Source organism: Cupriavidus sp. 05N38 (genome assembly GCF_056397345.1).
On sequence record NZ_JBFTNF010000018.1, the window covers coordinates 1 to 25386 of the forward strand.

Below are 25386 nucleotides of genomic sequence, written 5' to 3' on the forward strand. Positions count from 1 at the left end.
AAAACTGACTCGATCCTCCCGAAGAAGAACCGAACATGTTTTACTGTGCGAGCACTTTATAACTTGTAAGCTCCAGTGCTTGCGCACCGGGCATCCGCTATCAAGCGCCCACACTTATCGGTTGTTTGTTTGTTAAAGAACTTGCCGCGATTCGCTTTGCTTACCGCGTCGCTGCTTTGTTTTCAGCAGCAGAGAAACGAGATTATGAATTACTTTCTACGTTTTATCAAAGGTTTTGCAAAACTTTTTTTTGCTCCGGTTCGCCGCGCCTATAGCAATAGCACCGCCAACCTCACCTTTGCCCCCGCAACCCTTGTCCCGTCTGCTTTGCAGCCGCGCTTCGTGTTGCGAAGGGACCGAATACTAAGGCGCGCGCAGTTGGCTGGCAAGACTTTTCTGAAAATTTCGACGAATCGCTCCGGGGACACCATGCGAATCGTCATCGCGAGCACCTTGCGGCGCTTTGGGCCGTGGCCGAGCATCCAGAACGGCACTCACGCGTCTATCCCAAATAGCTGCCAGCCCGGCAAGCAGTCCACCACCGCCTGCCCGCCCTTGTGGCGCTGAATCCCGCTCCCGATTCGCCTCCGACCGCCCCCTTACTTCGACTGGTTCGGCAGCCGCGGCAGGAAGCGGTTGTGCTCGATCTCACCGCCCCGGGCGACCAGGATGCTCGCCTCGGGAATCTCCTCCCACACCCCCTGCACATTGATCAGCGGCTCGGACAGCACCAGGAAGGCATCGTCGCCGGCGGCGATGACGCGCGGGTCATCCGGGTAGAGTGCGCGCAACTGCCGGAACGAGGTGCTGTGGAACAGCGAGCGCGAGTCTGCCTCGCTCGAATAGCGCACTGCCACGATCTGCCGGCCATCGGTCACGCAGACGGTCATATTGAGTGGATACTGCACGTCGTGGCGGTGGCCGACGTCCTCGATCAGCCCGGCCATCTGCTCCAGCGCGCTGCACGGGTCGCGCTCCAGGCCAAAGGTCAGGGCCAGGAAGAACATGACCTCGGAATCGGTCGATCCCTCGATCCAGCGGAACAGGTGCGGCGCCACGGCCATCATCAGGTCGCGCCGCACGAGGGGGTATTCGCGGATCAGGCCGTTATGCACGAACAGCCAGCGGCCGAAGCGGAACGGATGGCAGTTGGTCTCCTGCGTCGGCGTGCCGGTGGCCGCGCGCACGTGGGCGACGAACAGCGGCGCCCGCACGGCCCGCGCCGTCTCACGCAGGTTGGTGTCGCTCCAGGCCGGGTGCAGGCAGCGGTAGCGGAACGGCACCTCCGAGTGACGCCCGTACCAGCCGACACCGAACCCGTCGCCATTGGTAGTGGTTTGACCCAGCCGCGAATTCAGGCTCTGGTCGATCAGCGAGTGTTCCGGCTGGAACAGCACCGTTTCCAGCGGAACGGATTTGCCCGAGTAGGCCAGCCAGCGGCACATGATGCTCCTCCTAGACAAGTGAGGCCGGTGCCTTCCGGTCCACCTTCCAGTTATAGGAGCATTCGTACTATTCGTGCCAGATCCGGCGGTTCGGTTGCGGCTACTCTCTTTGCCGGRACATTGATCAAATCCTCGGAGGCCGTTGGCTATCTGTCCCCGCCCGGCTTGTCCACAGGCTTATCCGGTCATGCGGTGGACAAATGATGGACAAATGGTGGACAAATCTCGCTGCGGTGCTGGTGCCCCATCAGGCCACCCGGCTTGCAAGGGGTATCCAGTGTCTCAAGGTCCGGACAGGGACCATCCTGTCGCTCAGTTGGCATGCTGCGGGAAAATCCCGGCAAGCACGCGGATCAGGCGGGACGTCGAGGAAACGCCAAGCTTCTGCCGGATACTGCGCAGGTGATGATCGACGGTGGAATGCGAGCGCTCCAGCTCGCGGGCGATTTCCTTGTAGCTGAGGCCGCGCGCAACCAGGCGCGCGACGCGGGCCTCCGACGCAGTCAGCTGGCTGGCGTCGGCAGGCGGTGCCGCGCCCTCCCCGCACGCCGCGTCGCGCTGCGCAGCCAGCTGGCGCGCGGCATGGAGAATGGGGCCGAGAATGTCGGCCGCCACGCTCTTGAGCTGCAGCGCGTCCTGCTCCGACCAGTTGCGTACCCGGTCGAGCTGGTCCAGGCAGATCAGGCCAACCGGTCTGGACTGGTGGCGCACGCATGTCGCGAGCTTGGACGCGGTGTGCGCATGGGTCAGGACCCGGCGCAGCGACCGGCTCAGCCGCGCATCGCTGTCGACTTCCCGGAAGGCGATCGGCTCGCCAGTGAGCCATAGCGAAGCGACGCCCGCTTCGTGGGTATCGATGGGCGTGCCGGCCATCTGCGGCACATCGTCGGACGCGAGCGCCTGCGCCGAGGGGATGTAGTAGCGCTGCCCGGGCGTGTGGAAGCCTGCGTCGACCCGATCCACGGCAAAGCTCGCCCGCAGCCATCGCGCGGCCACGCGCCAGCAAGCTTGCGCGTCATCGAGGTTCAGCAGCATCTCGGCAGCCAGTTCACGACTGCCCGGCCTGGCCGGGGCACGGCCGCTTGCCAGCAGCGTATCGCGCAGCTCCCGTTGTGCGCACAGCAGCACTGCTTCATAGCTTTGCGTGATCATGTCGCCTCCTTTGCGCGCCGTTCTCGCCCTACGCGCGATCAGCCGGCCACGTAACGCGACCGATCTTATAACCGACCGTGCGGTCGGTCAATTATCCGATCTCCGCTGGCCGGCGGAACAGCACTGCGAATCTTCGCAATGGCCGGACTGCGGCGACCTTGGGAGACTGCCGGCTCGCCCTCGATCCCGCGGGCAGACAGCCGCCAGACATTGCGGCTGGCCAACAGGAGACAAAAGATGATCCCGATGCTTCGGCACTTCATTGACGGGCAGGCCGTGGCCGCCTCCAGCGGTCTTACCCTCGACGTCACCAGCCCGGTGACGGAGAGCGTCATCGCTACCATGGCCGCCGGCACGCGCGAGGATGTGGACCGTGCGGTACAGGCTGCGCGCGCTCAGCTGGACGGCGGAATCTGGTCGCGCATGTCCGGCACGGAACGTGGCCGGTTGATCGGCAAGCTTGCAGACCTGTGCGAACGCGACGCGGCGCAACTCCTGCTGGAAGATCGGGCCGGCGCTGGCCGCCGGCTGCACCCTGGTGCTGAAGCCGGCCGAGGAGACGCCGCAGTCCGCGTTGCATCTTGCGGCGCTGTGCAAGGAAGCCGGGTTCCCTGACGGCGTGCTGAACGTCGTGACCGGCGCTGGCGAGGTCGTGGGCCGCGCGTTGTGCGAGCACCCCGGCGTGGACAAGATCACCTTCACCGGCAGCCCCGAGGTCGGGCGCGAGATCCAGCGCATTGCCGGGCCGCTGTTCAAGCGCGTATCACTGGAACTCGGCGGCAAGAGCCCGCAGATCGTGTTCGAGGATGCGCCGCTGGAAGCCGCTGTGAAAGGCTGCGCGATGGGCCTGTTCTTCAACCAAGGACAGGTTTGCGCCGCTGGCTCGCGCATCCTGGTGCACCGCAGCCTTGCCGATTCGTTTGCCACGGCGCTGGCGGAGGTGGCGGCATCGATCGCGGTCGGCGATCCTGCGGCGGAAGGCGTGCAGATGGGTGCCGTGGCCAAGCGCGAGCAATTCGAGCGCATCAACGCCTATATCGCGGAGGGCATCAGGGAAGGCGCTCAGTTGCTGGCTGGTGGCGTCGCGCCGCACACGCGCGGCTGGTTCGCCAGGCCGACCATCTTTGCGAAGGCGCGCAACAGCATGCGCATCGCGCAGGAGGAAATCTTCGGTCCCGTCGGAGTCGTGATTGCCTTCGATTCCGAAGACGAGGCGATCGCACTGGCCAACGATACGCGCTACGGGCTTGCCGCCACCGTCTGGACCAGCAACCTGGCACGGGCCCATCGCGTCGCGCATGCGGTCAAGGCGGGCGCCATCGGCATCAATTGCTGGGCACCGATCGATGCGCGGCTGCCTTGGGGCGGCATGAAGACCAGCGGCATCGGGCGCGAATGCGGGTTGTCCGGCGTGCTGGCCTACACCGAAGAAAAGGCCATCACGGTGCTGCTCGCGTAAGCGTGGGACGAGGCCTTGCTACGCCGCGGCGTGGTGCGCTCCGGGCCAGGTTCTGGTCAAGCTCGTCCACCGTCGCGGCATTGTCCCTGGCCCCGGTCGTAGAGCACAGGGCAAAGACACAGGACAAAGACACCAGGTGCCTCGAACCGAGGCACCGATTCACTGATATTGGAGTTCCAAGATGCAAGCAGCAGTCATCCGGTCCTTTGGCGGACCCGAGCAGATTCAACTGGAAGACATGGCTACCCCGACGCCCGGCCCGGGCGAAGTGCTGGTCAAGGTACTGGCCGTCGGCGTGAACCGGCTGGATCACTATGTGCGCCTCGGGCAGATCGCCCCGGCGCTGCCGTTCCCCCACATCCTGGGATCCGACGCAGTCGGGGAAGTGGCCGGGCTTGGCGAGGGCGTAACCCGCTTCGCGCCCGGCGATCGCGTGATCTCCATGCCAGGCTACCCGACCGCTGCGGCCGAGGCCGGCATCCGCCCGGTGACCGCGGCGGCCAGCTACGCGATCCCCGGCATCCAGATCCCGGGCACCTATGCCCAGTACATCGTCGTGCCCGAGGCCTGGCTGCTGCGCGACACCACCGGCCTGCCGGTCGAGCAGGTTGCGGCACTGCCGGTGGCGCTGCTGATCGCCATCCGCTCGGTGCAGATCGTCGGCGAAGTCACCGAAGGCGACATGGTGCTGATTCATGCCGGCGCGTCGAGCACCGGCATGATGGCCATCCAGGTAGCCCGTGCCCTCGGCGCGCGCGTGGCCACCACCGTGCAGGACAACGCCTCTGCCGCGCTCGCAAAAGACCTCGGCGCCGAACTGGTCATCAATGCCAGGGAAGAGGATTTCGTTGAAGCACTGCACGCCTGGACCGATGGCCGCGGCGTCGATGTCGCGATCGACAACCTGGGTGGCGACATCCTGCCCCGCACGATTGCCGCGGTGAAGCCCCTCGGCATCATCGTGGCCATGGGCTTCATGGCCGGCACGGATGTCACCTTCGATATCCGCGACTTCTTCTTCGCGCAGAAGCAGTTGCGCGGCACGCTGGTGGGCGACATCGAGGACTTTGACGCCTGGCTCGCCCCGATCCGGGAGGGCAAGATCAAGCCGCAGGTTGACAGCGTGCTGCCCTTGTCGCAGGCTGCCGAGGCACACCGGCGCATCGCCGGCCAACACGCCCGGGGCAGCATTGTGCTCCTGCCTTGGGTGGCATGATGCCTTGCCGGCGTCATGCAATAACGCGGGAGCCCAACCATGGCTGACGACGTGATGGAGCGCCTGGCGGCGCTTGGCCTTGCCTTGCCCGAACCGATGCAGCCGCTGGGCGCCTACCTGCCGGTGGTGGAGGCGGGTGCGATGCTGTTCGTATCGATGCAGGGCCCGATGGTCGCCGGCCAGCCGAAACTGGTCGGCCTGGTCGGTGGCGAGCTGACGGTCGAGGAAGGCCGGCTCGCCGCCAGGCTGGCCACCCTCAATGCCCTTTCCCAGATGCATCGCTACCTGGGGGGATTCGGACGTGTCAGGCAGATCGTGCGCGTGGAAGGCTATGTCGCGTGCACCGACGATTTCGAGCGCCATCCGTATGTGCTCGACGGCGCCTCGGAATTGCTGGCGGCGGTATTCGCCGGCCGGGCCGGCCATGCGCGTTCCTTGTGCGGGGTGCGCAACCTGCCGGGCCGGCTGCCCGTGGCGGTCGCCGTCACCGCCGAGCTGAAGGCGCCGTGAAGCGCTGCGCGAAAGGAGGAATGCGCGATGGACAACAAGCACGCAGGCACGTTCGGGCGGGTCTTCAGTGACCGGCAACTCTCCGTGGGCCTGTCACTGCCGATGCTCCGGGCCGGGCAAACCGTGGCGGACTTCAGCGAGCAGCTTGGGCTGGCCCGCCTGGCCGACACGCTCGGATTTCGTGTGCTCTGGATCCGCGACGTGCCGCTCAACAGTGCCGACTATCCGGATCCAGTCGGCCACCTCGATCCCTGGGTCTTCCTCGGCGCGCTGGCTGCGCGGACCGAACAGATCGCCCTGGCCAGCGGCGCCATCGTCCTGACACTGCGGCATCCGCTGCATATTGCCAAGGGTGCCATCTCGACCAATGCACTGTCGCAGAATCGCTTCATGCTCGGCCTGGGCTCCGGCGACCGGCCACCGGAGTACGCCGCGTTCGGCAAGGACACCGAGCAACGCAGGGAACTGTTCCGGCGCAACTGGGAGACCGTCGCGGCGGCGGTCAACCTGCCCTCACGAGTCGCGCCTGACCACGCAGGTCCCGATTCGCCGGCGTTCTTCCTGTTGCCGGCGTCGCCAGCCGCCATCCCGCTGCTGGCCGTTGGCTCAGGCGGCCAGAGCGTCGACTGGATCGCACGGAACGCCTGCGGCTGGATGACCTATCACCGCGAGCCGCAGGACCAGCACGCCAGGCACCGGATGTGGCGCACCGCGGTCGAGCGCGCCGTGCCCGGTGCGTTCCGAGGCTTTGGTGTGGCCATGCGACTGGACCTGGATGCCAACCCGGACGCGCCCGCAACGCCCATTCCACTGGGCTACCACGTCGGGCGGCGCGGCCTGGTCGACGTGCTGCGGGACATGCGTGAAAGCGGGACACATCATGTATCGCTGAACTTACCGGCCTCGGGGCGCCCGCCGCGCGAGGTGATCGAAGAAATCGCCGCGGAAGTCCTGCCGGCGTTCCACGCAGTCAGTTGATGAGCAGCGCGGCACCGGCAATGTCGAAAGCTTGTGCCTGCGCTCCATCGCCCTCCAGCGCTGCCTCCAGCGCCGTTTCCGGGATCAGGTTCCGCCCTCGCGCCTGAAGCAACGCCACAGAGATTGGCGCAGCCGGTCAATTCGTAATGTGGCTCGCTGACGATATTCCAGCACCCTTGTCGCGACATTGCCCCGTTCGGCGCATTACACAATTCCCCCCCCAAGCCCGGTGGGTATCGCCCCTATCTCGAATGCTTCAATCCGTCTGTGACGCCGGGGGCAAGAGACACGTATCCGGCTAGTCGCACTTACTGTGCGAATTCTGGCGTTGGCGGCCGGGGAAGCCGATCGCAGCAAGAATTCGCGCGCCCGCTTCTTACGCGAAACGGGATCTTCCAGTGGGCGACCTCCCTGCTGCCGTGTCTATCCGAGGCAGGTGGAAGTGCGCAACCAGGACCGGCGCGGCATCTAGGCTGCCGTTCCATGACACGCCACTGGATGGTCGAGCGTATGAAGGCATCCGCATGCCAGGTCAGTGAAGGGCTGCGGAGCCTGGACATCTCACGAGGACAAGGAATGCACCTGATGGAAAGTCAGTTTGACTACATCGTGATTGGCGGCGGATCGGCCGGCTGTGCCGTGGCGGGCCGTCTGGCCGACGCAGGCAGCGGAAGAGTCGCGCTGCTCGAATCAGGGCCGCACGACAAAAGTGCACTGGTCACGACGCCGGTGGCGGCGGCCGTTACCGTCACTCGTCGCAGCCAGCGCAACTACCTTTACCGCTCCGAGCGCGAGGCCGGACTCAACGGGCGCCGCAGCTTCCAGCCGCGCGGCCGGGGCCTGGGTGGGAGCTCGTCGATCAACGGCATGATCTACATCCGCGGCACGCCTGGCGACTACGACCGCTGGGCGGCGCTCGGCTGCGACGGGTGGGCGTGGCAGGACGTGCTGCCGTACTTCCGGCGCGCCGAATGCAATGAGCGCCTGGCGGGCCGCGACGACGACGCGCTGCACGGCGGCCATGGTCCGCTCCATGTCAGCGACGTGCGCTCGCCCACGCCGTTCTCGCACCTGTTTATCGAGGCCGCGCAGGCGGCCGGCTACCCGCGCAACGACGACTTCAACGGTCCGCGCCAGGAAGGCGCGGGCATGTTCCAGGTCACCCAGCGCAACGGTGAACGGTGGAATGCCGCCCGCGCCTACCTGCACGGCAGCCGGGGCGGCAAGGGCGACCTGTCCGGCGGACGCGGCAACCTGCATGTGCTGACGGATACGCAGGTGCTGCGCATCGTGTTCGACGGCAAGCGCGCCGCCGGCGTGGCCGTGATGCGCGATGGCCGGGAGCAGGTGCTGCGGGCCCGGCGCGAGATCATCCTGAGCGCCGGGGCATATGGCTCGCCGCAACTGCTGATGCTCTCCGGCATCGGGCCGGCCGGCCATCTGCGCGAGCATGGCATCGCCGTCATCCACGACGCGCCCGAAGTGGGCCGCAACCTGCAGGAGCACGTCGACGCGCTGCTGTCGGCGCGGCTGACCACCGCCGACCTGTTCGGCATCTCGTTGCGCGGCGGCCTGCGCATGGCAATGGAACTGCGCCGCTACTACCGGCGCGTGCGCACCGGCATGTGGACCAGCAATCTCGTGGAGGCGGGTGCGTTCATCAAGTCGCAGCCGGAACTGGCCGATCCCGACCTTCAACTTCACTTTGCGCCGGCCATCGTCGACCGCAAGCATCCGTACGGCCATGGCTACTCGTGCCACGTCTGCGTGCTGCGCCCATACAGCCGGGGCGTGCTGCGCCTGAAGTCCGCCGATCCCGGCGAGGTGCCCGCCATCGACCTGAACATGCTGTCCGATGAACGCGACATGGATGTGCTGGTGAGAGGCGTGCGCATCGTCAAGCGCATCCTGGACCAGGCGCCGCTGTCCCGCTTCGGCGCGAAGCCGCTGCACCATGGCCACCTCGCGGCCGACGGCAGCGACGACGACGCCATCCGCGCCATGATCCGCCAGCAGGCTGATACGGCTTTCCACCCCGTGGGCACCTGCCGCATGGGCGGGGATGTTGCGTCCGTGGTGGATCCGGATTTGCGTGTGCGCGGGGTGGAGGGCCTGCGAGTGGCCGACGCCTCGATCATGCCGACGATCATCGGCGGCAACACCAATGCCCCCGCCATCATGATCGGCGAGAAGGCCGCCGACCTGATCCTCGGCCGTTCCGGCACGGCCGGCTGAGATCAAGGAGAAGACAGCATGCAAGACAATACCCCCACCTGCACCAGCGCGGGCATCGACGCCCGGATCGCCGCCATCGTCGCGTGCCAGCGGGCGGCGCATCTGGCAGCCGGACCGGCCAGTGCGGCGCAGCGCATCGACTGGCTGGACCGCGCGATCGGCCTGCTGGTGGATCACCAGCAGGAGATCGTAGAGACCATCGGCGCCGACTTCGGCCACCGCAGCCATGATTTCTCCCGCGTGACCGAGGTGCTTTCCCCGCTGAACGCGCTGAAGCACGCACGCGCGCAAGTGGAGCAATGGATGCAGCCGGAGCCGCGCCCGGTGCCGCGTGGCGAGGCTTGGGTGCAATACCAGCCGCGGGGCGTGGTGGGCGTCATGGGGCCGTGGAACTTCCCGATGGCCGCGTGTTTCATGGCCTTGCCCGGCATCCTCGCCGCGGGCAATCGCGCGGTGATCAAGCCATCGGAATTCACCCCGGCCACCGCGGAGCTGATGGCGCGGCTGATCCGCTCGGCCTACGACGAGCGCGAGGTCGCGGTGGTGACAGGCGGCCAGGACGTTGGTGAAGCTTTTACCCGCCAGCGTTTCGACCATCTCCTGTTCACCGGCGCGGGCTCCGTCGGGCGCAAGGTAATGGCCGCCGCGGCGCAGAATCTCGTGCCGGTCACGCTGGAACTCGGCGGCAAATCGCCGACCATCGTCTCGCAGTCGGCGGACCTGCGCGAGGCCGCGGCCCGCATCATGGCCGGCAAGCTGTGCAACGCAGGCCAGATCTGCCTGGCGCCCGACTACGTATTCGTGCCGAAAGCGAGCGTGGAAGCCTTCATCGACGCGGCCCGCGACACCGTGGCGCGGTGCTATCCCACGCTTCGCGACAACCCCGACTACACGGCCATCGTCAACGAGCGGCACCTGCGGCGCCTGCAGGGCTACCTGGCCGACGCGGCCCGTCATGGCGCCCGCGTCGTCGAGCTGAGCCCGGCGAACGAGTCCTTTGATGACGCAGGCACGGTGTGCCGCATGGCCCCGGCGCTGGTCATCGACCCGACCGACGACATGGCCATCATGCAGGACGAGATCTTCGGGCCGCTGTTGCCGGTGAAGCCCTACGACTCCATCGACGAGGTGCTTGCGTACATCGAGGCGCATCCGCATCCGCTCGGCCTGTACTACTTCGGCACCGACCCCACGGAAGAAGCGCGCGTCCTCGACGCGCACCACGTCGGGCGGCGTGACGCTCAACGGCGTGCTCGCTCACGGCGGCGTCGAGGATTTGCCGTTCGGCGGCGTCGGCCCAAGCGGCATGGGCGTCTACCACGGCCGGGACGGGTTCCGCACGTTCAGCCACGCGCGAGCCGTCTATCGCTGCCCGCCAAAGGCCTTGGATCCGTTGCCCCCGCCGTACACCGAGCAGGGGCGGCAGTTCATCGCGTCGCTGATCCGGCGGTGAACGCCCCGCCTGCCGCATAGAGAAGACTTACTGGAGGGATGTATGAATCGCTTTTCAACCGCGCGTTGCCGTCTGGCCGTGATGGCGTCGCTGATCGGCGCGACGCTGTTCCAGCCCGTGCTGGCCGCCAACCCGCAAGGCAGCCTGCCGCCGAGCACCATCACCGCCGCGAAGAACGCCGAGGCCGTGAAGGCCTTGCCGTTTACCGACCGCACCGATTTCGAGTCGGTCACGCGCGGCCTGGTGGCGCCATTCAAGGGCAAGATCCGCAATGCGGCCGGGCAGGTCGTGATCGACCTGGACTCCTACGCTTTCCTGGATACCGACAAGGTGTCCGACGCCATCAACCCTGCCCTGTGGCGGCTGGCCCAGTTGAACCGCAACGCCGGCCTGTTCGAGGTGGCGCCGCGCATCTACCAGGTCCGCGGCATTGACGCGGCCAATATGACGATCATCGAGGGCGACGAGGGCTTGTTCATCATCGACCCGCTGACCGTGACCGAGACGTCCCGCGCAGGGCTGGAACTGTACTACCAGCATCGCCCGCGCAAGCCGGTGGTGGCGGTGGCCTACAGCCACAGCCACGGCGACCACTTCGGCGGCGTGCGCGGCGTCGTGGACGAGGCTGACGTGCGTTCCGGCAAGGTGAAGATCTATGCCCCGGCCGGCTTCATGGAGGAAGCCATCAGCGAGGGAGTCCTGGCCGGAACCGCCATGATGCGCCGCGCGCAGTTCCAGTACGGCGTCCTGCTGCCGCACGGCGAACTCGGGCAGATCGACGGCGGGCTCGGCAAGGGCCTGCCGGTGCACGGCACGCAGACCCTGCTTGCGCCGACCGTGCTGATCCGGAACACGTTCGAGACGCACCGGATCGCTGGTGTCCAGGTCGAGTTCCAGCTCACGCCGGGCACGGAAGCGCCTGCCGAGATGAATTTCTTCTTCCCTGAGCTGCGGGCGTTGTGCATGTCGGAGAACACGACGCCGATGATGCACAACATTCTCACGCTGCGTGGCGCGCTGGTGCGCGACCCCAAGGCGTGGGCCACCTACATCGACGCGAGCCTGGAGCGCTACGGCGACAAGGTCGACGTGATGTTCGTGTCGCACAACTGGCCGACCTGGGGCGCCGACCGCATCCGCACGATGCTGGCCGACCAGCGTGACATGTATGCATACCTCAATAACGGCACGCTGAACCTGATCAACAAAGGCTACACACCGGCCGAGATCTCCGAGAAGATGGACAAGCTTCCGGGCGACCTCGACCGCAAGTGGTACACGCGCGGCTACTACGGCTCGCTCAGCCACAACTCGCGTGCCGTGTACCAGCGCTACCTCGGCTTCTACGACGGCAATCCGGCAAACCTCGACCCGTTGCCGCCAACCGATGCCGCCAGGCGCTATGTAGCCGCCATGGGCGGTGCTGACGCCGTGCTGCGCCTGATGCGCGGCGCGATGGACAAGGGGGATTACCGCTGGGCCGTGCAGCTCGGCAACCACGTCGTATTCGCCGATGCCGACAACAAGGCCGCGCGTGACCTGCAGGCGGCGGCGCTGGAGCAACTCGGCTACCAGACTGAAAATGCCACATGGCGCAACGCCTACCTGACGGCAGCCATGGAACTGCGCAACGGTGTCCCGAAGTACGACATGGGCGCCACCCGCCTCGACATGATCCAGGCGATGGAACCTGGCCTGTTCTTCGACTACCTTGCCGTGCGCATGAACGCCGGGAAGGCACAGGGCCACGACATGACGCTGAACTGGGTGTTCGAGGACAGCAAGCAGCCCTTCGCGCTGACGCTGCACAACGGCGTGCTGACATACCGGCGCGGCGAACTGAACCCGAACGCCGACGTCACCGTGCGCCTGGCCAAGGCCACGCTGGACGAGATCAACCTGCGTCGCCTGGACTTCCCGACCGCGGTCAGTAAGGGCCAGATCAAGCTCGAGGGTCAGGGCCAGAAGCTGGGCGAGTTCATCGGCATGCTCGATACCTTCGACACCCAATTCAATATCGTCACACCTTGAGCACGCCGTCCCGCCACGGCGGGCGAGCCCCCATCCAGACCATCAGCTGGCCCGCCCTACCCCGCGGCTGGGCCGGCGAAGCACAAAGGAGAACCCAATGCGCCTAGCAGACTACTTCGACGCCGCCGCCTCACGCTTCGCGGATGACCTCGCCTTCATCGACGGCGCCACGCACGTCACCTTTGCCCAGGCCAGGCGCTTCGTGCATGCCGTGGCCCATGGCCTGAACGCCGACAAGGCGCTGTCGCCCGGCGCGCATATCGCGATCTACGCGCCGAACGACTATCGCATCAGCCTGCTGCAGATCGCTGCCAACCGGGCCGACATGGCCTGGATCTCGGTGCACACGCGCAACGCGGTAGAGACCAACATCGCCGTGCTCGACTACGCCGACTGCGAGGCCATCCTGTTCCACAGCGCGTACGAAAACGCCGTGCTGGCGCTGAAGGCCGGCCTGCCACGGGTGCGCAAGTTCATCTGCATCGACCAACCCTCGGCGCATGGCGACTGCCTGCAGGACTGGCTCGACGCCTACCGTGAGCCGTTTCGCGCGCCGCCGGAGAATCCGGACCAGACCATGCTGCTGCAGCCCACCGGCGGCACTACCGGCCCGTCGAAAGGCGCGGAGCATACCCACCGCTCATACGAGATCGCCCTGATCAACGTCTACGAATCGCTGCAACTGGAGCGCGCCTCGCGCGTGCTGGCGGTGGCGCCGCTCACGCATGCGGCCGCCATCGTCACGCTGGCAGGGGCGATCCGGGGCGGCCGCACCGTGGTGTTGCCAGGCTTCGATCCAAAGACCGTGCTGGAGGTCATCCAGCGCGAGGGCATCACCCATATGTTCCTCCCGCCCACCGTCCTCTACGCCTTGCTGGCGGACCCGGCCATTGCCACCGCGGACCTGTCCTCGCTCCGATGCCTGCTGGTCGGTGGCGCGCCCATCGCCCCGGAGCGGATGCGCGAGGCGGTGGAGCGCTTCGGCCCGGTCGTGCACGAGGTTTACGGCCAGAGCGAATGCGGCATGCCGGTGATTTTCAAGCGGCCGCAGGACTACCTGCTGCCGAACGGCAGCTTCGACGACGCCGCGCTGCGCTCGGCCGGCAAGGGCACGCCGCTGGCGTGCGTCGAGATCATGGACGACGACGGCAACCTCCTCGGCCCCGGTGAAAAAGGGGAGATCGTGGTCCGCTCGACCATGGTCATGAAGGGCTACTACAAGATGCCGGAAGAAACCGCGCAGGTATCGACGTTCGGCTGGCATCACACGACCGACATCGGCATCCGCGACGAGCGCGGCTTCATCACCATCGTCGACCGCAGGAAGGACATGATCGTCAGTGGTGGCTTCAATGTCTTCCCGTCGGAAATCGAGGCCGTCATCCTCAACAACCCGGCCGTGCTCGATTGCGCGGTGATCGGGGTACCCGATCCCAAATGGGGCGAGGCGGTCAAGGCGATCGTGCAGGTCAAGCCCGGACACGAGGTCATGGCCGAAGAGCTGATGGCGCAGTGCAAGCAGGTGCTCGGCGGCGTCAAGGCGCCCAAGTCGGTTGAGTTCTGGACCGACCTGCCGCGCAGCGCGGTTGGCAAGGTGCTCAAGCGCCAGATTCGCGACAAGTTCTGGGAGGGGCATTGGCGCGCCGTGTGAAGGCATGCGGCATGTGGCCCTGACGTAAGGGCAATCCCCAGCCACCCATTCCGGGGGGCGAATCCGCCACAGCGATCAGCTAGCCTAGTGCTCCAGGCACTAACGTGACGCCGGTGTTTGCCGATCGCCGCGCTCCCGCTACCAAGATCAACGGAGACGTTTGCATGACCTTTTCTTCCCGGATATCGCAGCTTGCCGGCGGTGTGTTGCTGAGTATGTTCGCCAGCACGGTTTGCGCCCAGGCCGAGATCGATGTGGCGAAGCTCAAGACCGCAATCGATGGCAACCTGGTGTCGGCCTACCCCGCGCTCGACGCCCTCTACATGGACCTGCACGCGCACCCCGAGCTCGGATTCCAGGAGACCCGCACCGCCGCGAGGCTGGCCAGCGAGATGCGCAGGCTCGGTTTCGACGTCACCGAGGGCATCGGCAAGACGGGCCTGGTGGCGATCTTCCGTAATGGCCCAGGGCCTACGGTGCTGGTGCGCACCGAACTCGACGCCTTGCCGATGGAGGAGAAGACGGGACTGCCCTACGCCAGCAAAGCAGTCACTGACTGGAAGGGCAAGCCCACGCCGGTCGCACACAGCTGCGGGCACGATGTGCACATGGCGGCTTGGGTGGGCACCGCGCAGACGCTGGTGTCGATGAAAGCGCAATGGCATGGCACCTTGATGTTCGTGGCGCAGCCGGCGGAAGAACTGGTTTCCGGGGCAAAGGCCATGCTCGAGGCCGGCCTGTTCACGCGCTTCGGCAAGCCTGATTACGCCTTTGCCCTTCACACGGCGCCCATGCCGGTGGGCTTCATCGGTTTCGATGCCGGCCCGCTCACTTCCAATTCGGATGACCTGGAAGTCCGCTTCAAAGGCCGCGGCGGGCATGGTTCCGCCCCGAACAGGACGATCGATCCTGTCATGATGGCATCACGCTTCGTGGTAGACCTGCAAAGCGTGATCAGCCGCGAGAAGGACCCGAAGGAATTCGGCGTGGTCACAGTCGGCGCTATCCAGGGCGGCACCGTAGGCAACATCATCCCCGACGACGTGGTCCTGCGCGGGACCATCCGGTCCTATAAACCCGAGGTGCGCGAGCAGATGCTGGCAGGCGTCAACCGGACCGCCAAGGCGGTGGCCGACATGGCTGGCGCCCCCGAGCCCGAGGTGCGCATTACTGAGGGCGGCAAGGCCGTCATCAACGATGCGCAACTGGTAACCCGTACCGAGGCCGTGTTGCGCAGCGCCTACGGCAAGGGCGTGACGCGCATGCCGGCGATCACTGGCAGCGAGGACTTTTCGGAGTTCGTCAATGCCGGCGTGCCGTCGATGTACTTCTTCATCGGCGCCTACGATCCGCAGCGCTACCACGCTTCGCGCAAGCCGGGGGAGACGGCGCTGCCCTCGAACCATTCCCCCTTCTTCGCTCCCGTGCCGGAGCCCACGATCAAGGCGGGCGTCGGCGCGATGAGCCTTGCTGTATTGTCTGCATTGGCGCAGGCCAAGACAAACTGAGGGGCTGTCGGCGTGCGGCTGCTGCGCGCCAGTAAGCAAGCTGTCGGCGGGCAGCACGGCTCGCGCACGGTGCTGGTCGCGATCTTCAAGAGCGCACCGTGGTGGCAAGGCTGCGATGGCCCATCAGCAACTGGATCGTGTGCACATCGGTGCCGCCCTCCGGCAGGTGCGTCGCGAAGGCATGCCGCAACGAATGCGGCGTAGCGGGTTTCTCGATGCCACTACGCTGACGCGCGAGCTGGCATGCCTCGGCCACTGCATGGCGGGTGAGGGGCCGCCCGGGGATATGGCTTTACCCAGGCCTCCGCCGTCGTACTCGAACGCCATCGCCAGCGCAACCGCTCCGGTCGGCACCTTCCCGCTGGAAACGACACGATAACGCTGCAGGTCAATGAAGTTGTGTGTCACCACCAGTTTGCGGTGCGTATTCAAATCAACTCTTCTGACTTGTGGTCTACGTGTTTTCGCAAAGATCGGCGCGGGCGTTTCGCGGTCGGTGTTGGGGAAATCCCCGCCCCCCAACCCCGGTGGGATGAACGCCAGGGGCCGGCCCTACGCTTCGGGAAGCGGTTGCCGCCACGCGGCAGCCATGCCAACCGAAACACAAGCGAGGAGCCACTTCGTGCGCATCAAGACACTTTCCGTAGTCCTGGCGCTGGCATTCAGCAGCGCCGGCTTCGCCCAGGAGTATCCCAGCCGTCCCATCACCTTCGTGGTCCCGGCGCCCGCGGGGGGCGCGCTCGACGCGGTGGCCCGCTCGTTCGCCAACGAGATGGGCAGGCAGATGGGTCAGAGCATCGTGGTGGAGAACAAGCCAGGTGGCGGTGGCATCCTGGCCTTGCAGAACGTAGCGCGTGCCACAGCTGACGGCTACACCGTGCTCATCTCCCACTCCGCACCGCTCATCAATACGCCCTACCTTTATGCCTCCGTGCCGTACAACGTCCGGCGCGACTTCGCCTTCGTGTCGGAGCTGTGCGTCGGCAATCTCGTGCTCGCCGCCTCCGCCGACGTCCCTGCGAACGACGTCAAGGGCCTGCTGGCATGGGCCGCCCGGCACAAGGGCAAGGTCAGCTACGGCTCGTACGGGCAAGGCACCTATGCCCATCTGGTCGGTGCCTACCTGAGCCGCAGCAGGCAGCTCGACATGGCGCACATCCCCTACAAGGGCGAATCGCCGATGGCACAGGACATCGCCGCCGGCGCGATCACCTGGGGCGTGGGGACACTGGTAGCGCTGCGGCCCTACATGGATTCCGGCAAGATCAAACCGCTTGCCGTGATGGGCAGCACGCGGGCCAAGGGCCTGCCCAATGTACCGACCATGACCGAGGCCGGTTTCCAGGATGCCGAACTCGCCCCGGCCGGATGGGTCGGCATGCTGGCGCCGGCAAAGACGCCCCCGGCCGTGTTGGCCCGTCTGGAAAAGGAAGCCCGCGCCGCCGCCCGCTCCCCGGCCATGAGGACCCGCCTGGAGACCTACTCGCTCGAACCGGTCGGCAACAGCGCCGTGGAATTCCGCCGCGACTTCGAAGCCAACGAGCCAGTCGTGGCTCAGCTTATCCAGTCCTCCGGCGCCAAGGCCGCCGACTGATTTTTCCTTGCTTTTTCCCCTTGTCACACTTCACGGCTTTCCCATGAACGCAACCTCTCAGGTCCAGCCGGTTCTGGACGATATCGACTTCGAGAACGCCCAGCGCGGCTTCATCGGTACCATTCCCGACGCGGRGATCCGCGACRCCCGGGGCCGGCTGGTCTGGTCGATGGCCGACTACGCCTTCCTCGATGATCCGCAGCCCGCACCCACCGTCCACCCCAACCTGTGGCGACAGGCACGCCTGAACATGGCCCACGGCCTGTTCAAGGTGACCGAGCGCGTCTACCAGGTGCGCGGCTTCGACGTCGCCAACGTCAGCTTCATCGAGGGTGACACTGGCGTGATCGTCATCGACCCGCTGACCGTCGCCGAGACCGCCGAGGCAGCAATTGCCCTGTACCGCAAGCACCGTGGCGACCGCCCGGTCAGCGCCCTCATCTACACGCACAGCCACGCCGACCACTACGGCGGCGCGCGCGGCGTGCTGGACGAAGCCGATGCCGTGGCCCGCAAGGTACCGATCATCGCACCGCAGGGCTTCATGTGGCATACCGTGTCGGAGAACGTACTGGCCGGCAATGCCATGATGCGGCGTGGCATGTTCCAGGGCGGGCTGTCTTTGCCCAAGCACGCCTGCGGCCAGGTCGACTGCGGCATCGGCAAGGGCATCCCGGTGGGCACCGGCACGCTGATCCCGCCGACCATGACCATCGAGCAGGAAGTCGAGACGCACGTCATCGACGGCGTCGAGATCATCTTCCACCTGGCGCTGGAAAGCGAGGCACCGTCGGAGATGTTCATGCACTTCCCCGGCCTGCGCGCGCTGAACACGGCCGAGATCGGCGTGCAGACCATGCACAACCTCTGCCCCCTGCGCGGCGCACAGGCGCGCGACGCCCGCGTCTGGTCACGCTACCTGGACGAAGCACTCGACCGCTACGCGCCGACCGCCGACGTGGTGTTCGCCCAGCACAACTGGCCCACCTGGGGCAACGAGCGCATTCGCCACTACCTGCGCCAGCAGCGGGACCTGTACAAGCACCTGCATGACCAGACCGTGCGCCTGATGAACCGCGGGATGACCGGCATCGAGGTGGCGGAGGTCATGAAGCTGCCCGATTCGCTCGCCAGCACGTGGGCCAACCGCGGCTTCTACGGCACCATCTCGCACAACGTGAAGGCCATCGTGCAGCGCTATCTCGGCTGGTACGACGGCAACCCCGCCCACCTGCACACGCTGCCGCCCGAGCAGTCCGGCCCGCGCTACGTGGCCTATATGGGCGGCGCCGAGGCACTGCTGGAAAAGGCCCGCGCCGACTTCGCGCGCGGCGAGTACCGCTGGGTGGCCGAGGTCAGCAACCACCTGGTCTTCGCCGACCCGGCCAACCAGGACGCCCGCGCCCTGTGCGCGGACGCGCTGGAGCAGCTCGGCTTCGCGGCCGAATCGTCGACCTGGCGCAATGCCTTCCTGCTGGGGGCGCAGGAACTGCGCAAGGGCGTGCCGAAGCTGCGCCGCAGGAATGTCAGCCGCGACCTGGTGTCGGTCCTGCCGCTAGAACTGCTGCTCGACTACTTTGCCGTGCGCCTGGATGGCGACCAGGCCAACGGCGAACAGATGGAGATCGAATGGCGCAACCCCGAGACGGGCGAATGCTGGGCCATGCGGCTGGAAAACGCCACCATGACCTACCTGCCCGGCGCGGCGCGTGGGGCATGCACGGCGAGCGTGTCACTGGGACGCGAGGCACTGGCCGCGCTGCAGGCCGGTGACGGCCTGCCTGCGATGTTCAGCCATCTCGTCGAGACGGGTGCCATCCAGGTCGAGGGGGATACGGCAAGCGTGGTGAAGCTGCTCGGGATGCTGGAGGACTTCGATCCGATGTTCAACGTGGTCGAACCCTGACGGTTTGCTCCCCCTCCCGTATTGCGACGTATTGCGGGAGGGGGAGCAAACGAGCAAACGCTGGGCCATCGTCATGCCCGGCTGAAAGAAAAACGGGCCGCTATCGCGGCCCGTTCCGTCTAGTTCACCGCCCGCGTTCGTCCTTCCCAGAACGGCGCCCGCAGATCCTTCTTCAACACCTTCCCCGCCCCCGACAACGGCAGCGCCATACGGAACTCCACGGTCTTGGGCACCTTGTACCCGGCGATGAACTCCCGGCAGTGCCGACGGACGTCATCCTCATCCACCGTCATGCCCGGTCGCATCACCACTACGGCATGGACCGCCTCGCCCCACTTCTCGTGCGGCACGCCGATCACGGCGCAGGCGGCGACCGCCGGATGCCTGGCGATGACATTCTCCACCTCGGCCGAATAGACATTCTCCCCACCGCTGACGATCATGTCCTTGATGCGATCGACGATGAAGAGATAGCCCTGCTCGTCCATATAGCCGCCGTCGCCGGTATGCAGCCAGCCATTGCGCAGCGCCTTGGCGGTCTCCTCCGGCTTGTTCCAGTAGCCGGCCATGATGTTCGGTCCGAACACAATGATCTCGCCGACCGTGCCGCGCGGCACCTCGTTGCCGGCCTCGTCGACGATCTTCACCAGCACGGCCGGGCCGCCACGGCCCACCGAGCGGAACAGGCCACTTTGGCGTCCAGCCTCACTGTGGTTGGCGGGCGGGTTCGACGAGACGCCCGGGCAGGCCTCGGTGAGGCCATACGACTGGCTCAGCTCGACGCCAGGCAAACGCGCCATGACCTCCTCCAGCAGCGCGGCGGAAATCGGCGAGGCGCCGTAGGTCAGCCGCCGTACCCGGGAGAAGTCGGTGATGGCAAAGTCCGGGTGCGACAGCGTCGCCTGGATCATGGTGGGCACGAGCGCGATCTCCGCGACGCCGTCCTCGCGGATCGCTCGCAGCACGTCGGCCGCGTCGAAGGACGGGATCACGGCGTGGGTCTCGCCGGCCAGCCATTGTACGATGGCGCGCCCCAGGCTCGCCACGTGGAAGAACGGCCCGGCGTGCAGCACGGCGGCATCGCGCACGGGCGGCGCTTCCGCCAGCCGTTGCATCCCGCTCGACCACAGGTTCAGGTGCGTCTGCATCACGCCCTTGGGAAAGCCCGTGGTGCCGCCGGTGTACATCACCGAAGCCAGGTCGGCCCCGCCCCGGCCGGCATCCGCCACCGGCTCGCTGGCCGCGATCAGGCCTTCGAACGACAGCATGCCGGCAGGCGCTTCGCCGTCGCCAGCGTGGATCACCACGCTGACGGAGCGCGACGCCGCGCGGATCGCATCCACCAGGTGCAGGTGATGGTCGTCGACGATCAGGATGCGTGTGTCGCAATCGTCGAGCGAATACGCCATCTCGGGCACGCTCCAGCGGATATTGACGGGGTTCACCACGCCGCCGCCCCACCACACCCCCATGAAGTACTCAAGATAGCGGTCGGAATTGAGCGCGAGCATGGCGACACGGTCGCCCGTCGCCATGCCGTGGGTACGCAGCCCGGAAGCCAGCCGCGCGACGCGTGCGGCCATCTCGCCATAGGTGCGGCGGCGGTCGTGGAAAATGGTTGCCGTGCGATCCGGTGTCAGTTGCACGGCGCGCTGAAGGCTGAGTGTGAGGTGCATTTCTTTTTTCCTGTTGCGAATCCTGCGGCCGGAAGGTGTCAGGCGACGGCCTTGCCCGCCCTCACCTTGACGAAGAAGGCCCCGCTGGCATGCAGCACGACGCGCTCGCCCACRCGCACATCGCAATCGGCATTGATGAGCTTGCGGCCATCCTTGAGGATCCGGACGTGCGCTTGCACCCAGTCCCCTGGCTGCACCGCGCCCACATAGTCGATGCTGAGGTGCACGGTCGGCGCGGCGGCCACGGCGAGGTCGCGCCGCACCACCGCGCCCAGCGCAACGTCCGCCACCGTGGCAAGAAAGCCACCATGCGCGATGCCGATCAGGTTCAGGTGCTCCCGGCCCACGCGGAAGCCCACGACGGGCTGGTCCGTGTGCATGTAGAACTGGCCGCAGGTATGGAGGAATCCGGCGGACGTGATCAGCGGCTCGAACCCGGCCGGAACGTCTTCCTGTGCGCCCTCCAGGGCCATGGAAGCGGATGTCATCGGAGCTTCCCTCCGTTCCGTGCCCACGCCGGCGGCACCGCGGGCCGGCCAAGGATCGTGTCGGCCGCCGTCTCCCCGCTCATCATCGAAGGCGCATCGGTATTGCCACCGGTCACGATGTCGTCGAATTGCGTCTCGGTCTCCATGGCGCTCATTTGCGCAGTTCCGCTTCTTGCAGCGTGCGCCATGCCAGCTTGCCGGTGGCGGTGCGGGGGATGGCCGGCACGATCTCGACGATGCGCGGCGCCTTGTACGTCGCCATATGCTCGCGGCACCAGGCCAGCAGGCTTTCGACCGTGGTGGTTTCCTGTCCGGCCTTGAGCACGATCACCGCTTTCACGGTCTCGCCGCGATGGCTGTCGCGGGCCGAGATCACGCAGGTTTCCTGGATGGCGGGGTGGCGATAGAGCATGGCCTCGACCTCTGCCGGCCAGACCTTGTAGCCGGCGGCGTTGATCATGCGTTTGAGTCGGTCGCGCATGAAGTAGTAGCCGTCCTCGTCCATGCTGGCGAGGTCGCCGGTACGGAAGAAGCGCTTGCCGTCGAGTTCGATGAAGGACTCGGCGTTGGCCTTGGGGCTGTTCCAGTAGCCATGCATGATCTGCGCACCGTGGACGACGATCTCGCCTACTTCGCCTTGCGGCACCGGCTGCAGGGTCTCCGGATCGATCACGTAGGCCTCCACCCCATAGGTGGGCACGCCGAGGCAGGACGGCTTGGGCCGGTGCATCGGGTTGGCGAACAGGAACGAAGCGGTCTCCGTCAGGCCGTAGCCTTCCAGGTACTGCAGGCCATAGCGCTCGCGCATCAGCGCGGCGGTATTCTCGGGCATGGCGGCGCCACCGCCCCCGACCACGCAGAGGCTGCTCAGGTCGCGCTTCTCGATGCCGGGCTGGCTGAAGAAATCCACCAGCATCGGCGGCAGCGCACCCCAGAACGTCACGCGGTGGCGTTCGATCAGATCGGCGGCAGTGCGAGCGTCCCAGCGCGGCAGCAGCACGATGGTGCCGCCCATGAAGATCGGGCCGTTGATGCCGTTCTGCAGACCAAGCAGGTGAAACATCGGCGCGACGGCCAGGTAGCATGCCTCGGTGCTCGTCTTGCGCCAGATCTGCGAGGCCGACACCGAACTCATCACCGTACGGTGGTCGTGCGTGCAGGCCTTCGGCGCGCCCGTGGTGCCCGACGTATAGGGCAGCATGCAGAGGTCGCTCTGCTTGCCCGTGTAGGGACGCGGCAGATGGCCTTCGGCCAGCGCCGGCAGCCAGCCCGTGGCGCCGGGCGGCAGGTTGCCGGCGGTGCTGCGCACGCGGACCCAGTCGGGAATGGCCAGGCCGGCGTCGTCATCGCCAAGCGCGTCGCCATAGGCGTGCACGATCACATGGCGCAGCGGCGTCTCGCCAAGCAGCGGGAGCAGTTGCGGCGCAATCTCCTGCGCGGAGAAGCAGGCCACCGCGCCGCTGTCGGTCGCGATATGCCGCAGTTCGTCTTCCAGCAGCATGGCGTTGACCGGCACCACGACCGCCTGCGCGCGCAGGATGGCAAAGTACGCGGCGATGAACTGCGGGCAGTTCTGGCTGAACAGCATCACGCGGTCCCCCGGCTGGATGCCGCAGGCTTGCTGCAGGTACCCCGCCATGCCTTCCACCTCGCGCAGCAGCGCGCCATAGGTGTGGGCGGCCCCGTAGAACTGGATCGCGGTCTTGCGCGGATAACGCCGGGCGGCGAACTCCAGGTTCTCGAAGACGGTGGTATCAGGGGTGTGGATGCGCACGGGCAGGCCGGCCTTCGCGTACCTGCGGTCGAGGTCGAGCGGGCCGGTCGGGCGTTCGATGATAGGGGAATGCATCACCAGGTCTCCTCCTGTATTTATGTGCGGATTTTGCGTACCGCCTATGCGTTCAGATTGCCGTATCGCCGCCGAGCAGTTGGCGGGCGATGGTACGGCGCTGGATTTCCGATGTGCCGTCCGGAATGCGCAGCGTGCGCGCGTGGCGGTAGCCCGCCTCCAGCCGCAGTTCGTTGGTCAGGCCCATGGCGCCGTGGATCTGGATGGCGCGGTCGAATACGCGCCCCACCATCTCCGTGGACGAGGCCTTGACCATCGACACCTCCTTGGTGGCCGGCTGGCCCTGGTCCACCAGCCAGGCGCAGTGGCGGATCATCGACTTTGTGGCATAGATGTCCATCGCGCATTCGGCGAGCATGAACTGCACGGCCTGATGCCCGCTGATCGGTGTGCCGAAGGTCTTGCGCACCTTAGCGTACTCCAGCGCCTGCGCCAGCGCCCACTGGGCGAGGCCCAGGCCGGAGGCTGCCATGCTCAGGCGGCCGGCGTTCACGCCATCGAGGGCCACCGACAGGCCCTGGTCGATGGGGCCGAGCCGGTGCGAATCCGGCACGCGCACGTTCTCCAGCGAGACAATGGCGATATCGCCGCCCAGGTGGCCCATGGTCGGGATCACGCTGGGCACCGAGAAGCCCGGCGTGCCGGTCGGCAGGAAGAAGCCGGTGATGCCGCCCTTATGGGCACGCGCCTTCGCCTCGTCGGTCACCGCGAAGACCATCGCGTAGTCGGCGTAGGGGGCGTTGGTGATCCACTGCTTGGTGCCGTTGAGCACCCAATGGTCGCCATCCCGCTCGGCGCGGGTGCGCATGCCGAACACGTCGGAGCCGGCATCCGGCTCGCTCAGCCCGAAGCACATGGTCTTCTCGCCGCTTGCCAGCTCGTCGCGCACCGACGCCAGCACGGCCGGGTCCAGGTGGCGCAGCACCGGTGACAACCCGTTGGTGAAAGGCGACGGCAGCACCACCGTCTGCACTAGCGGACGATCCGGGCCGCAGTGTGCATTGAGGCGCTCCTGCACATAGGCCGCCGCCTGCGCGCCCAGCCCGCCGCCACCGAGCGACTCAGGCGCGAGCGCGGTATAGAAGCCTGTTTCGGCCGAGCGCAGCCGCACGCGGCGGCGCAGCGCCAGCACTTCCGGGCTGAAGCGCCCGTCTTCCGTGTACAAGGTGCGCTCGCTGGACAGCAGCGCGCGATGTTCCTGTTCGAGAGGAACCACCTCGCGGTCGATGAACTTCAGCAGCGCATCGCCGAAGTCCACCCATTCGCCGGGAACCGTGAATTCCATTGTCGGCTCCTCAGACCGGATCCCAGGCGAACACGGCGCCCGAGACTTCCACCGGGAAGAACGACGGCGCCATCGCCGGCAGCAGGTGCGACGCCAGCGTCTGCGGCGTCCAGCCTTCGCTGCGCTGCATGGCGCGCACGGGGCGCGGCTGGCTCATCAGGAAGATCTCGTTGCGGCGCACGGTGAAGATCTGGCCGTTGACAGCCGACGCCGCATCGCTTGCCAGGAACACGGCCAGCGGCGCAATGTCCGCCGGCGACATGGTCTTGGCCTTGGCGATGCGCTCGACCTGGTCCGGCGTCTCGGGAATGGCGCCGGCCATGCGGCTCCAGGCGAACGGCGAGATGCAGTTCGAGCGCACGTTGTAGCGCGCCATGTCCAGCGCGATGGCCTTGGACAGTCCCGCCACGCCCATCTTGGCGGCGGCGTAGTTGGCCTGGCCGATGTTGCCGATCAGGCCCGAGGTAGACGTCATGTGGACGAAATTGCCGCTCTTCTGGTTGCGGTAATGCGTGGCGGCGGCGCGGCTCATATTGAAGCAGCCGTACAGGTGCACACGCAGCACGGCGTCGAACTCGTCCGGCGTCATCTGGTGGAAGATGCGGTCGCGCAGGATGCCGGCGTTGTTGACGACGGTATCGATGCGGCCGAAGTGGTCGACGGCAGCCTCGACGATGCGCGCCGCGCTGTCGGCCTCGGCCACGCTCTCGCGGCTGATGATGGCCTCGCCACCGTCGGCGCGGATCTGGCCCGCCACTTCCTCCGCCGGGTCTTCCTGGCTCGCGTCGCCGGTCACCGTCACGCCCACGTCGTTGACCACGACCTTCGCGCCGTTGCGGCCCATTGCCAGCGCGATCTCGCGCCCGATGCCACGGCCCGCGCCGGTGACGATCACGACCTTGCCTTCCATCATCTTGTCGTTCATGGTGTTTCCCTCTGTCTCTCTGTGT

The 25386-nt window shown here is 66.6% G+C and carries 20 protein-coding genes and 1 pseudogene; 12 read left to right on the forward strand and 9 right to left on the reverse strand.

Features of this window, described 5'->3' with window-relative positions; all coding sequences use genetic code 11:
- Window positions 1-204: 204 nt before the first annotated feature.
- A complete protein-coding gene (locus tag AC1DK4_RS15180; protein WP_441619661.1) occupies window positions 205-567 on the forward strand; it encodes a hypothetical protein in 363 nt (120 codons plus the stop codon).
- A 32-nt stretch (window positions 568-599) separates the two neighbouring features.
- Here the strand turns inward: AC1DK4_RS15180 and AC1DK4_RS15185 are convergent, their stop codons facing one another.
- Both AC1DK4_RS15185 and AC1DK4_RS15190 read right to left on the reverse strand, forming a co-directional pair.
- The gene (locus AC1DK4_RS15185; protein ID WP_441619663.1) at window positions 600-1445 is read right to left on the reverse strand and encodes a class II glutamine amidotransferase; all 846 of its coding nucleotides are present in this window, start codon (window positions 1443-1445) and stop codon (window positions 600-602) included.
- A gap of 312 nt (window positions 1446-1757) precedes the next feature.
- Window positions 1758-2597: a helix-turn-helix transcriptional regulator gene (locus tag AC1DK4_RS15190; RefSeq protein ID WP_441619665.1), complete on the reverse strand. Its 840-nt coding sequence runs from the start codon at window positions 2595-2597 to the stop codon at window positions 1758-1760.
- Window positions 2598-2834: 237 nt separating this feature from the next.
- Here AC1DK4_RS15190 and AC1DK4_RS15195 point away from each other — a divergent pair.
- The 9 genes and pseudogenes from AC1DK4_RS15195 to AC1DK4_RS15235 all read left to right on the forward strand — a co-directional run bounded on the left by AC1DK4_RS15195 (window position 2835) and on the right by AC1DK4_RS15235 (window position 15638).
- Window positions 2835-4056: pseudogene (locus AC1DK4_RS15195) on the forward strand (aldehyde dehydrogenase family protein).
- Window positions 4057-4237: 181 nt separating this feature from the next.
- Window positions 4238-5272, forward strand: a complete 1035-nt coding sequence (locus tag AC1DK4_RS15200) for a quinone oxidoreductase family protein (RefSeq protein ID WP_441619667.1) — start codon at window positions 4238-4240, stop codon at window positions 5270-5272.
- 39 nt (window positions 5273-5311) lie between these two features.
- Entirely contained in the window at window positions 5312-5782 is a 471-nt protein-coding gene (locus tag AC1DK4_RS15205; RefSeq protein WP_441619669.1) for a RidA family protein, read from the forward strand.
- A 27-nt stretch (window positions 5783-5809) separates the two neighbouring features.
- Window positions 5810-6760 carry a TIGR03571 family LLM class oxidoreductase gene (locus tag AC1DK4_RS15210; protein WP_441619671.1) on the forward strand — a complete coding sequence of 317 codons (951 nt, stop codon included), beginning with the start codon at window positions 5810-5812 and terminating at the stop codon, window positions 6758-6760.
- 585 nt (window positions 6761-7345) lie between these two features.
- Window positions 7346-8995, forward strand: a complete 1650-nt coding sequence (locus tag AC1DK4_RS15215; RefSeq protein ID WP_441619673.1) for a GMC family oxidoreductase — start codon at window positions 7346-7348, stop codon at window positions 8993-8995.
- A gap of 18 nt (window positions 8996-9013) precedes the next feature.
- The gene (locus tag AC1DK4_RS15220) at window positions 9014-10468 is read left to right on the forward strand and encodes an aldehyde dehydrogenase family protein (RefSeq protein ID WP_441619675.1); all 1455 of its coding nucleotides are present in this window, start codon (window positions 9014-9016) and stop codon (window positions 10466-10468) included.
- A 22-nt stretch (window positions 10469-10490) separates the two neighbouring features.
- The gene (locus AC1DK4_RS15225; RefSeq protein ID WP_441619677.1) at window positions 10491-12479 is read left to right on the forward strand and encodes an alkyl/aryl-sulfatase; all 1989 of its coding nucleotides are present in this window, start codon (window positions 10491-10493) and stop codon (window positions 12477-12479) included.
- Between the two features lie 97 nt (window positions 12480-12576).
- The gene (locus tag AC1DK4_RS15230) at window positions 12577-14130 is read left to right on the forward strand and encodes a class I adenylate-forming enzyme family protein (RefSeq protein ID WP_441619679.1); all 1554 of its coding nucleotides are present in this window, start codon (window positions 12577-12579) and stop codon (window positions 14128-14130) included.
- Window positions 14131-14294: 164 nt separating this feature from the next.
- Window positions 14295-15638 carry an amidohydrolase gene (locus AC1DK4_RS15235; RefSeq protein WP_441619681.1) on the forward strand — a complete coding sequence of 448 codons (1344 nt, stop codon included), beginning with the start codon at window positions 14295-14297 and terminating at the stop codon, window positions 15636-15638.
- Window positions 15639-15723: 85 nt separating this feature from the next.
- Here the strand turns inward: AC1DK4_RS15235 and AC1DK4_RS15240 are convergent, their stop codons facing one another.
- Complete coding sequence (locus tag AC1DK4_RS15240; protein ID WP_441619683.1) at window positions 15724-15894, reverse strand: tyrosine-type recombinase/integrase; 171 nt, start codon at window positions 15892-15894, stop codon at window positions 15724-15726.
- A 366-nt stretch (window positions 15895-16260) separates the two neighbouring features.
- On the opposite strand from AC1DK4_RS15240, the gene AC1DK4_RS15245 reads away from it, so the two are divergent.
- Window positions 16261-17232 (forward strand): Bug family tripartite tricarboxylate transporter substrate binding protein, encoded by a 972-nt coding sequence (locus AC1DK4_RS15245; RefSeq protein ID WP_441619685.1) that lies wholly within the window; start codon window positions 16261-16263, stop codon window positions 17230-17232.
- Window positions 17233-17275: 43 nt separating this feature from the next.
- A complete protein-coding gene (locus AC1DK4_RS15250) occupies window positions 17276-19138 on the forward strand; it encodes an alkyl/aryl-sulfatase (RefSeq protein WP_477131619.1) in 1863 nt (620 codons plus the stop codon).
- A gap of 119 nt (window positions 19139-19257) precedes the next feature.
- Here the strand turns inward: AC1DK4_RS15250 and AC1DK4_RS15255 are convergent, their stop codons facing one another.
- From AC1DK4_RS15255 to AC1DK4_RS15280, 6 genes are read right to left on the reverse strand one after another with little or no spacing between them, the layout of a single operon-like run.
- A complete protein-coding gene (locus tag AC1DK4_RS15255) occupies window positions 19258-20814 on the reverse strand; it encodes an acyl-CoA synthetase (RefSeq protein WP_441619689.1) in 1557 nt (518 codons plus the stop codon).
- A gap of 38 nt (window positions 20815-20852) precedes the next feature.
- On the reverse strand, window positions 20853-21302 hold the full coding sequence (locus tag AC1DK4_RS15260; RefSeq protein WP_441619691.1) for a PaaI family thioesterase: 450 nt from the start codon (window positions 21300-21302) through the stop codon (window positions 20853-20855).
- On the reverse strand, window positions 21299-21457 hold the full coding sequence (locus AC1DK4_RS15265; RefSeq protein WP_441619693.1) for a hypothetical protein: 159 nt from the start codon (window positions 21455-21457) through the stop codon (window positions 21299-21301). The genes AC1DK4_RS15260 and AC1DK4_RS15265 overlap by 4 nt, the downstream gene beginning before the upstream one ends.
- On the reverse strand, window positions 21454-23151 hold the full coding sequence (locus tag AC1DK4_RS15270) for a long-chain fatty acid--CoA ligase (protein ID WP_441619695.1): 1698 nt from the start codon (window positions 23149-23151) through the stop codon (window positions 21454-21456). Before AC1DK4_RS15270 ends, AC1DK4_RS15265 begins: the two co-directional genes overlap by 4 nt.
- 52 nt (window positions 23152-23203) lie before the next feature.
- The gene (locus tag AC1DK4_RS15275; protein ID WP_441619697.1) at window positions 23204-24436 is read right to left on the reverse strand and encodes an acyl-CoA dehydrogenase family protein; all 1233 of its coding nucleotides are present in this window, start codon (window positions 24434-24436) and stop codon (window positions 23204-23206) included.
- 10 nt (window positions 24437-24446) lie between these two features.
- Window positions 24447-25361, reverse strand: coding sequence for an SDR family oxidoreductase (locus tag AC1DK4_RS15280; RefSeq protein WP_441619699.1), 915 nt, complete (start codon window positions 25359-25361; stop codon window positions 24447-24449).
- Window positions 25362-25386 lie beyond the last annotated feature (25 nt).

Excerpts from the sequence above, each read along its gene's own strand:
- AC1DK4_RS15215 (WP_441619673.1), top strand. The coding sequence starts at position 7,346 with ATGGAAAGTCAGTTTGACTACATCGTGATTGGCGGCGGATCGGCCGGC.
- AC1DK4_RS15220 (WP_441619675.1), top strand. The coding sequence starts at position 9,014 with ATGCAAGACAATACCCCCACCTGCACCAGCGCGGGCATCGACGCCCGG.
- AC1DK4_RS15270 (WP_441619695.1), bottom strand. The coding sequence starts at position 23,151 with ATGCATTCCCCTATCATCGAACGCCCGACCGGCCCGCTCGACCTCGAC.
- AC1DK4_RS15225 (WP_441619677.1), top strand. The coding sequence starts at position 10,491 with ATGAATCGCTTTTCAACCGCGCGTTGCCGTCTGGCCGTGATGGCGTCG.
- AC1DK4_RS15255 (WP_441619689.1), bottom strand. The coding sequence starts at position 20,814 with ATGCACCTCACACTCAGCCTTCAGCGCGCCGTGCAACTGACACCGGAT.
- AC1DK4_RS15235 (WP_441619681.1), top strand. The coding sequence starts at position 14,295 with ATGACCTTTTCTTCCCGGATATCGCAGCTTGCCGGCGGTGTGTTGCTG.
- AC1DK4_RS15185 (WP_441619663.1), bottom strand. The coding sequence starts at position 1,445 with ATGTGCCGCTGGCTGGCCTACTCGGGCAAATCCGTTCCGCTGGAAACG.
- AC1DK4_RS15280 (WP_441619699.1), bottom strand. The coding sequence starts at position 25,361 with ATGAACGACAAGATGATGGAAGGCAAGGTCGTGATCGTCACCGGCGCG.
- AC1DK4_RS15275 (WP_441619697.1), bottom strand. The coding sequence starts at position 24,436 with ATGGAATTCACGGTTCCCGGCGAATGGGTGGACTTCGGCGATGCGCTG.
- AC1DK4_RS15190 (WP_441619665.1), bottom strand. The coding sequence starts at position 2,597 with ATGATCACGCAAAGCTATGAAGCAGTGCTGCTGTGCGCACAACGGGAG.
- AC1DK4_RS15265 (WP_441619693.1), bottom strand. The coding sequence starts at position 21,457 with ATGAGCGCCATGGAGACCGAGACGCAATTCGACGACATCGTGACCGGT.
- AC1DK4_RS15205 (WP_441619669.1), top strand. The coding sequence starts at position 5,312 with ATGGCTGACGACGTGATGGAGCGCCTGGCGGCGCTTGGCCTTGCCTTG.
- AC1DK4_RS15180 (WP_441619661.1), top strand. The coding sequence starts at position 205 with ATGAATTACTTTCTACGTTTTATCAAAGGTTTTGCAAAACTTTTTTTT.
- AC1DK4_RS15200 (WP_441619667.1), top strand. The coding sequence starts at position 4,238 with ATGCAAGCAGCAGTCATCCGGTCCTTTGGCGGACCCGAGCAGATTCAA.
- AC1DK4_RS15230 (WP_441619679.1), top strand. The coding sequence starts at position 12,577 with ATGCGCCTAGCAGACTACTTCGACGCCGCCGCCTCACGCTTCGCGGAT.
- AC1DK4_RS15210 (WP_441619671.1), top strand. The coding sequence starts at position 5,810 with ATGGACAACAAGCACGCAGGCACGTTCGGGCGGGTCTTCAGTGACCGG.